General features: G+C 60.8%; 5 protein-coding genes and 1 tRNA gene. 2 read left to right on the top strand and 4 right to left on the bottom strand.

The features are described 5' to 3' along the window. Positions 1 to 270 precede the first annotated feature (270 nt). Positions 271 to 2421 carry a TonB-dependent receptor gene (locus AC1RDJ_RS17285; protein WP_493028236.1) on the bottom strand — a complete coding sequence of 717 codons (2151 nt, stop codon included), beginning with the start codon at positions 2419 to 2421 and terminating at the stop codon, positions 271 to 273. A gap of 381 nt (positions 2422 to 2802) precedes the next feature. Here AC1RDJ_RS17285 and AC1RDJ_RS17290 point away from each other — a divergent pair, with 381 nt between their 5' ends. After that, positions 2803 to 4506 carry a methyl-accepting chemotaxis protein gene (locus AC1RDJ_RS17290; RefSeq protein WP_071322923.1) on the top strand — a complete coding sequence of 568 codons (1704 nt, stop codon included), beginning with the start codon at positions 2803 to 2805 and terminating at the stop codon, positions 4504 to 4506. A 64-nt stretch (positions 4507 to 4570) separates the two neighbouring features. On the opposite strand, the gene AC1RDJ_RS17295 is transcribed toward AC1RDJ_RS17290, so the two are convergent. Both AC1RDJ_RS17295 and AC1RDJ_RS17300 read right to left on the bottom strand, forming a co-directional pair. Further along, the gene (locus tag AC1RDJ_RS17295) at positions 4571 to 5038 is read right to left on the bottom strand and encodes a hypothetical protein (RefSeq protein WP_156894733.1); all 468 of its coding nucleotides are present in this window, start codon (positions 5036 to 5038) and stop codon (positions 4571 to 4573) included. A 50-nt stretch (positions 5039 to 5088) separates the two neighbouring features. Beyond that, the gene (locus tag AC1RDJ_RS17300) at positions 5089 to 6525 is read right to left on the bottom strand and encodes a SulP family inorganic anion transporter (RefSeq protein WP_493028238.1); all 1437 of its coding nucleotides are present in this window, start codon (positions 6523 to 6525) and stop codon (positions 5089 to 5091) included. Positions 6526 to 7125: 600 nt separating this feature from the next. Between AC1RDJ_RS17300 and AC1RDJ_RS17305 the strand changes: the two genes are divergently transcribed. Continuing rightward, positions 7126 to 7680: an inclusion body family protein gene (locus AC1RDJ_RS17305; RefSeq protein ID WP_071322920.1), complete on the top strand. Its 555-nt coding sequence runs from the start codon at positions 7126 to 7128 to the stop codon at positions 7678 to 7680. Positions 7681 to 7896: 216 nt separating this feature from the next. On the opposite strand, the gene AC1RDJ_RS17310 is transcribed toward AC1RDJ_RS17305, so the two are convergent. Then, positions 7897 to 7970 (bottom strand) — tRNA-Cys (locus AC1RDJ_RS17310). Positions 7971 to 8084 lie beyond the last annotated feature (114 nt).

The raw sequence follows: 8084 nt of genomic DNA on the forward strand, positions 1-8084 counted from the left end.
AACACGGACAAGGAAGAGTTCGCCGGAAAAAGTTTCATATAGTCAACATTAATTTATCAGTACCGAACAGTACTTCTAAATGGCATCGCCAGCCCGCAGGGCCAGTGTGCGCGCTAATTGGCCGGCAGGCAACAGCGCCGTCGGCCATGGCGAGCATGGCCCCCACTTGCATCTCGCTAGCCTGGGCCAGGAAATCCTCTCCAGCGACGGCAGCCATAAAAAAACCCGCTCGCGAGCGGGTTTTTGGTGCAGCGGCAAGTGCGGCGTGAATTACAGGCTGTAGCGCAAGGTCAGCGCCACGTTGCGCGGCGCGCCCGGCAAGCTCAGGTTCGGGCTGGAACCGTGGCCGGAAACGATGTAGCGCGTGTCGCCGATATTGTTGACGTTCAGCTGTACTTCATAGCGGCCCGTGCGGTACGCGGCCATGGCGTCGGCCGTCACGTAGCCGGGCAAGACCACCGTGTTGCCCGGATTGGCGAAACGGCTGCCGACGGCATTCGCGCCGCCGCCCACCGTGAAGCCGTGGCCCAGGTCTTTCGTCAGCCACAGGTTGGCCGTATTGCGTGCCGTCAAGGTGGCGCGCTTGCCCTTGATGGCAACGGAACTGGCCGTCGTCGTGCCCGGCGCATTCACGCTGCGGTCGACGGCGATGGAATCGGTGATGGTGGCGTCAAGATAGGCGTAGCCGGCCATCATTTTCCAGCCATCGTGCAGATCCGCGTTGAAGGTCAGCTCCAGGCCGTCCGTGCGCTGCGTACCGACAGGCACGATGCGGTTCGTGATCGGGTCGCTGGTCTTGATGTTGTCGCGCTCCAGGCGGAACAGCGACACGGTGGCGTTGGCGCGGCCGCCCCACAGGTCGTACTTGGCGCCCACTTCCGTATTGCGCGTCGTTTCCGGCGCCAGGTCGGCATTGTTGGCGGCCAGGGCGAAGTTCTCGCCGCTCGGCTGGAACGAGCGGCTCCACGACGCGTAATACGATTGTGCGGCGCTCGGTTGCCAGACGAGGCCGGCGCGGGGGCTGTAGGCCGAGTCCGTGCGCGACAGGTTCGCCGTCGTCACGCCGGCCGCATTGGCCAGGCGCGACTGCTGCTTGTAGCTGTCGTAGCGCAGGCCGGCCAGCGCCTTCCATTCGTCGCTGAAGCTGATGGCGTCCTGCACGTAGGCGGCGGCCGTGTCATAGGTGCCGAAAGTATCGCCGCGCGCGCCCAGCTTGCTGCGGTCGACGACGGGCAGGACGGGATGGAAGATCGACACATTCGTCGCCACCACGGTCGAGGCCCAGCTCGACGCATCCTTGTTTTGCTTGCCGAACTCGGCGCCGTACAGCACTTCATGGCGCAAGGTGCCCGTGACCAGCTTTTGCGTCAGTTCCGTCTGGTTGAACCAGCCGCTCTCGTCGCGGTTCAGCTTGGCATGGCCGAGGCTCATCGTGCCCTTGACTTCATTGACGTTGCCGGAAATATTCGTGTTGTTGCGGTCCAGGTGGTAATCGTAGTAACGGAAGGCATTGCGTAGCGACAAGGTGTCGCTGAACTTGTGCGTCAGGGTGGCGGCCGTGGATACCACGCGCGACTGGCTGAAGTCGGCATCGCGGGCATTGGCGGCGCCATAATAAGTGCGCGCATCGACGGCCACGGGGCGACCCTGGTAAGACGGAATGCCGAAGTCCGTCAGGCGGCGGTCTTCCAGGTATTCGCCCTGCAGCAGCAATTTGGTGGCGCCCGACAGGCGGATCGCCACCGATGGCGCCAGCGCCGTGCGGTTGATGAATTGCTGGTCACGATAACTGTCGGACAATTCGCGCGCGCCCGTGAAACGCCAGTCCACCGTCTCGCCCACCCGGCCGACGTCGACTTCGCCGCGACGGCCCGCCGTGTTGGTCAGGCTCAGCGCCACGTCCGTGATATCCACGCCCGGCTTCTTGGTGATGCGGTTCACCAGGCCACCCGAGGAGCCACGGCCGTACAGCACGGCGGCCGGTCCCTTGATCACTTCCAGCCGTTCCACGTTCGACAGGTCGCGGAAATACAGCGCATCGTCGCGGAAGCCGTCGACGAACTGGTCGCCGATGGCCGTGAAGCCGCGGATGAATACCTGGTCGCGCTGGCCGTCGCCCGTGGACAGGCCCACGCCGGGGATGTTTTTCATGATGTCCTGGATCGACATCGCGTGCTGGTCCTTGATGACGGCGGCAGGCACCACGTTGATCGTCTGCGGCACGTCGCGCAGGGCCATTTCCGTCTTGGTGCCGCTGGCGGATCTGGCGGCGACATAGCCATCCTTGTCCTTCGATGCCGTCACGGTCACGGCGGGCAAGCTTTCCTGCGCCCAGCTGGCCAGTGGGCTGGCGCCCAAGGTCAGGGCGCCCAGTACGGCGATGGTGATCGGTTTGAATCCTGGCTTGCGCTGTTGCTGCATACAATTCCCTGGTCGATGTTTTAATACGAATGATTATCATTAGTATTTTATCAGTGCGCCCGGTGAAAAGTAAGGCTTACTGTAAGTGATAGTACTTATAGTCAGGCGACTTGATGTAAAAATGCAACAGGAAATCAATAGCAAAAAACAATTAAAATTGCTTTGAAAAACTATTTCCGTGCGTCAATGCTATACTTGCGCCTTGCTGGTTAGCGGCATCCCAAGCCGCCACACCCCTTGCTTTACCTCCATCGCCGCGCCCAGCGCGGCGCGCCGCGATGCAATCTGCGGCACCCGAAGACCCCGATCCCCTGCGCCTTGCGGCGCCTGTCCGCCCCTGCTGGCGGCGGCGATCATGACTATTAAACTGTTAGGAATTACATGAAAAACCTGAACATCGGCAGCCGCCTTGGCGTCGGCTTTGCTGTCGTATTGCTGTTGCTGGCCGCCTTGACCGTCACCGCCCTCGTGCGCATGCAAACGGCCAGCGACCTGACCTACCGTCTCATCAATACCAGCATCAAGAACCAGCGCATGGTGGCCGAATGGTCGAAAATCATCGAACTCAACAGCGTACGCGGCGTGGCCTCGTTCGAGATCACCGATCCCGTCGTGCGCGCCAAAATCGAGGAAGACCTGAAGGTCGATGCCGAGCGTTCCAGCAAGCTGCAGGACGACATCGTCGCTTCGCTGCTCAACCCTGGCGTGATCGAGCAGTTCAAGGTCGTGCGCAAGGTGCGCACCGACTACGTGACGACGCGCGCACGCGCCTTCAAGATGAAGGCGGACGGCGATGTGGCAGGCGCCAAGCAAGTGTTCGACAAGGAAGTCGCGCCGATCACCGTGGCCTACCTGGCCGAAGTGAAGCGCTTTGCCAACATGCAGATCAAGGCCGCCGACGGCGTCGGCGCCAGCATCATCGATGCCTACAGCGGCACCCGCATCTTCCTGATCACCATGGGCGTGCTGGCCGTGCTGATGGGCATCGGCTTCGCCTGGTGGATCACGCGTTCGATCACCGGCCCCATCCGCGCCGCCGTGAAAGTGGCGGAAACCGTGGCAGCAGGCGACCTCAGCAGCGTCATCACGGCACAGGGCCGCGATGAAACAGGCCAGCTGATGCACGCCCTGAAAACCATGAACGACAGCCTCGTGGGCATCGTCGGCCAGGTGCGCAGCGGCACCGACACCATCGCCACGGCATCCAGCGAAATCGCGGCCGGCAACCAGGACTTGTCGTCGCGCACGGAGCAGCAAGCCAGCTCGCTGGAAGAGACGGCGTCGTCGATGGAAGAGCTGACCAGTACCGTGAAGCAGAACGCCGACAATGCGCGCCAGGCAAATAAACTGGCTGGCGACGCGGCCGGCATCGCCAGCCGTGGCGGCGCCGTCGTGGCTGAAGTGGTGGCCACCATGAGCGAGATCAATACGTCGTCGAAGAAAATCGTCGACATTATCTCGGTGATTGACGGCATCGCCTTCCAGACCAACATCCTGGCCTTGAACGCGGCCGTGGAAGCGGCGCGCGCCGGCGAGCAGGGCCGTGGCTTTGCCGTCGTCGCCACCGAGGTGCGCAACCTGGCACAGCGCTCGGCGGCAGCGGCGAAAGAGATCAAGGGCTTGATCGACGATTCCGTGCAAAAGGTCGACGTGGGCACGGATCTGGTCGACAAGGCGGGCAAGACGATGGAAGAGATCGTACAAAGCATCGGCTTCGTCACCTCCATCATGAGCGAGATCAGCAATGCCAGCGAAGAACAAAGCGCGGGCATCGAGCAAGTCAACCAGGCCATTTCCGAAATGGACCAGGTGACCCAGCAAAATGCGGCCCTCGTGGAAGAAGCGTCGGCAGCGGCCGAGGCGATGCAAGAGCAGGCGAGCGAACTGGCGCAAGTGGTCAGCGTGTTCCGCCTCGATGCGAACGCGGCGACGAGCGAGCGTTTCGGCGCGAAACCGGCGCAGCGCAGCGTCCCGGCGCCAGCGGCGCCCGCCCGCAAGGCTAGCGCCCCTGCCCTGCGCCTGCCGGTGCTGCGCAAGAGCGCCAAGGCAACGGCGCCTGCCGAAGGCGAGTGGGAAGAGTTTTAAATTTGACGGCGTGATGATCGATGCGTGGCAGCCGCTGCCACGCCGGATGCCAGCCTGGCCCAGCTCAGCTCAACCGGGCCTGGGCATCCGTCATCAGCGTGGCCAGCTCACGCGGCACGGATTGCTCGAGAAACGCCAGCGCCAGCGCGTCCGGATCGATGGCGGCGTCCAGCGGCAAGCCATGCTCGAAGCCGCCCACCATGTAGCGGCAGAAATGCGGCGATTCGGCCCGCGTTTCCACATACCAGCAGCCGGCATGGCCTTGCACGAAGTATTCGCCGATAAAATAGCCGAGCATGGTTTTCACCCATTGCCAGCTTTCGTCGCGGATGACGATGCTGCGCATGGCCGCATCGATATACGGCAGGTATTCGGCCGCGTTCGTCAACACTTCGTGCGCCGGCTGGATGCCCAGGCGCTCGACGAAATTGACCAGCGACGCGCCCAGCGCGTCATAATAGGCGTCGAAACCCGCCTGGCTTTGTTGCAACTGTTGTTCTTGTTCGTACGACAGCATCAATACTCCATCCATTCAAAAATCCCCGCCTTCCGCGACATGGCGCGAAACGGCGATCCACTATTTTACGCCACGCTCACGTCGACGCCCGCGCGCTGCAGCAAGGCCTGGTTGCGTCCGGACAAGTGCGTGACCTGCACATGCTTGCCCGCCTTCCCGTAGCGCTCGTACAGGGCCTCGATGGCCGCGATGGCCGAATGATCGGCCATGTGCAGGTGGCGGCAGTCGAGGATGACGCGCAGCGGGTCCGTCGCACTCTGGAACAACTCCTGGAAATGCGTGGTCGAGGCAAAGAACAGGGTGCCATGCGGTGCGTACACGCGCACACCCGGCGTGCTGTCATCGATGTCGGCGCGCATCTCGCGTGCATGTTGCCAGGCAAAACTCAAGGCGGCAATGACGATGCCGCACAGCACGGCCGTCGCCAGGTCCGTCAACACCGTGATGATGGTCACGGCGACGATCACCAGCGCATCGTGCCGCGGCACCTTGCCCAGCACGCGCAGCGAACCCCAGGCAAACGTCTGCTGCGCCACGACGAACATCACGCCCACCAGGGCGGCCAGCGGAATGCGTTCGATCAGCGGCGACAGGAACAGGATGAACAATAAAATCATCACGCCGGCCGTGACGCCCGACAGGCGCGAACGGCCGCCGGAACTCAGGTTGATCATCGTCTGCCCGATCATGGCGCAGCCGCCCATGCCGCCAAACAGGCCCGAGACGACGTTCGACGCGCCCAGCGCGATGCATTCGCGGTTCGGCTGGCCCTTCGTTTGCGTGATGTCCTCGGTCAGGTTAAAGGTGAGCAAGGTTTCCAGCAAGCCCACCAGGGCCATCAGGGCCGCGTACGGGAAGATCACGTGCAAGGTAGCCATGTCCAGCGGCACGGTGGGGAAATGCAGGGCCGGCAAGCCGCCGGCGATATGCGCGAGGTCGCCCAGGGTGCGCGTCGGCAGATGCAAACTATAGCTGAGCACGCCAACGCCGAGGATGGCCACCAGCGCCGGCGGCACGGCTTTTGTCAGGCGCGGCAGCACGTACACGATGGCCATGGTCAGCGCCACCAGCGCGCCCATCACGAACAAGGACGCGCCGTGCAGCCATTGCTCGCCTTGCGGCGTGGCCTGGCGAAAGTGTTTCAGCTGGGCCATGGCGATGATGATGGCCAGGCCGTTCACAAAGCCCAGCATCACCGGGTGCGGCACCATGCGGATCAGTTTACCCAGGCGCAAGATACCGAACAGCGCCATCAGGATGCCGCCGAGCACCACCGTCGCCAGCAAATATTGCACGCCGTGCTGCGCCACCAGCGCCACGATGACGACGGCCATGGAACCGGCGGCGCCCGAAATCATGCCAGGGCGTCCGCCAAAGATGGCCGTCAGCGCGCAGATGATGAAGGCGCCGTACAGGCCCATCAAGGGATTGAGCTGCGCCACCAGGGCAAAGGCGATGCATTCGGGCACCAGGGCAAACGAGGTGGTCAGACCCGCCAGCATATTTTTTTGTATGTTCGAGAACCACTCATCCCGAAAAGTTGCGTTGATCATTGATTCAAATCCAGGGTCGGAACAGAGAAATACGCTGCTGAAAGGGAGTCAGCAGGCGCAGCCATGCTGGCGGACTGCGCAAGGAAGCCGCGCCGGGGTCCAACGAAAAGGGAAATCGTCAGTGACTACATGGGTATGGCGGAAAGGGGAAAATCCCTCAGCGCGCCTGGCGACGCGGCTGAGCCTGCGGGCATTATACAAGATGCGGCAGGGCGGATCGTGGCGCCATCTCCTGCCCTGCCCGCGACAACTCGAGGAGCAATCTCGTCGCCCTGGACAAATACGCGTATCGCCGTCCCGGCGCCCGCGCGCCGCCAGATCGGGAGGCGCCGGACGGGAAGCGGTAACAGATGATGTTTCCAGCCACCGCATTTGCAAAATAAAAATATTATAAATGGAATATTTTAAATATTATCCCGCCGTTTCAATTGGAGAGTTTTTATGCATTTTTTCCCACTACTCTACACAGCAGTGGTGGAGACTGCTTACCACATTAAAAAACGGGGCGCATCCGAAAAGCCAGACGAGTAGGAAAACTCAGGAGGATTTATGTCCGACGTGCAATTGAATGCCAGTAATATTACAATCAACATTCTCGTTGTAATAGACACCGATCTGATCATGGCCCAGCATCCGCGTCAGACGAGTCCCGACCAGACCAAGCCTGTGGGCCTGGTGCATACCAGCCAATACATGATTGCCACCGATCCACGCGGCATCAATAAAGGGCAAGGCACCGCCGACCTGAGTTTCAGGGCCAATGTGGGCGACTTCGTCTCGTTCACCGGCGCCTCCATCTATGACAACGCCGATTCGGCCGTCATTGTCTATGGCATCAATTACTGGAATGGCGACAAGGTCTTCAATAACTTTGTCTCCAACACCATCACCCGGAGAAATGCGGCCGTGCCGAATACGGATTCGTCGAATGGATTGCCGGCCATTCAGCAATCGCGCAATTTCTCCAATTTCACGGCCCAGGTATCCAGATCCGGCACGGAAAATTTCTACGTTTATATTGCCTTATATAGCCTGAATGACGATGGCCAGACGCAAAGCCTGTACGGTTATTTTTATTGGGATCCACAGATTACTGTCAGCTAGTCATTTCCCGCAAATTAAATAAACATAAACCATTTATTTAATTAAGGCTGCCCTTGCAATTAATCGGGACATGAAATTCCCTGCATTGCATGGACTTGGCCGCGAAAAGCGGCCAGGCGGGAAACAGACGCCGATAACCGCCCTGTGCTACAGGCAAAAAAAAAGCCCACCGAAGTGGGCTTTTTTTATCTGCGCATGGTTTTTATGCGCTGCATCTGGAGGCGAGGACGGGAATCGAACCCGTCTAAACGGCTTTGCAGGCCGCTGCATAACCTCTTTGCTACCTCGCCAGAGGAACTGCTTGGATGCGCCTTCCGGCACACCTTGAAAACTGGAGCGGGAGAAGAGTCTCGAACTCTCGACCTCAACCTTGGCAAGGTTGCGCTCTACCAACTGAGCTACTC

This window comes from Janthinobacterium sp. GW822-FHT07H10 (genome assembly GCF_058798675.1).